At 63.0% G+C, this 533-nt stretch carries 1 pseudogene; it reads left to right on the forward strand.

What is annotated here, in order from left to right:
* Positions 1-509: pseudogene (locus tag CSC62_RS17550) on the forward strand (hypothetical protein); the annotation flags it as partial.
* Positions 510-533: the final 24 nt, after the last annotated feature.

Raw genomic sequence — 533 nt, forward strand, 5'->3', positions numbered from 1 at the left:
CGCCCTGCACCGCGCCAGCGGCAGCGACGCCGCGTGAGCGGCCAACCGGAGAACCGGCAATGAACTACATCGGCAAGGAAATGCGCCGCGTCGACGGCTACGCCAAGGTCACCGGCAAGGCGCGCTATGCGGCAGAGTTCCAGATCCCGCATATGGTCCACGGCTACATCCTCACCAGCACCATCGCCAAGGGCCGCATCGTGCGCATCGACAGCCGCGGCGCCGAAGCCGCGCCGGGCGTGTTCAAAGTGCTGACCCATCTCAATGCGATCAAGCCGGTGTCCGACGCGGTCAAGAAGAAGGGCGAAGACCTGTCGTTCCGCGCCCTGGTCGACGACCGCATCCATTTCAATGCGCAGCCGATCGCGGTGGTGGTCGCCACCACCTTCGAACAGGCGCGGCATGCGTCGCGGCTGATCCAGGTGGACTACGCCGCAAAAAAATCCAGGCAGCCAACAGTCACAAAGAGTCGCGACACATACAACTTCTATAGTTGGCTGCTAGCGTAGTCCTGCGGCGATAGGTGACCGTAA

The sequence above is a fragment of the Pseudoxanthomonas jiangsuensis genome (genome assembly GCF_010093185.1).
Lineage (GTDB): Bacteria > Pseudomonadota > Gammaproteobacteria > Xanthomonadales > Xanthomonadaceae > Pseudoxanthomonas > Pseudoxanthomonas jiangsuensis.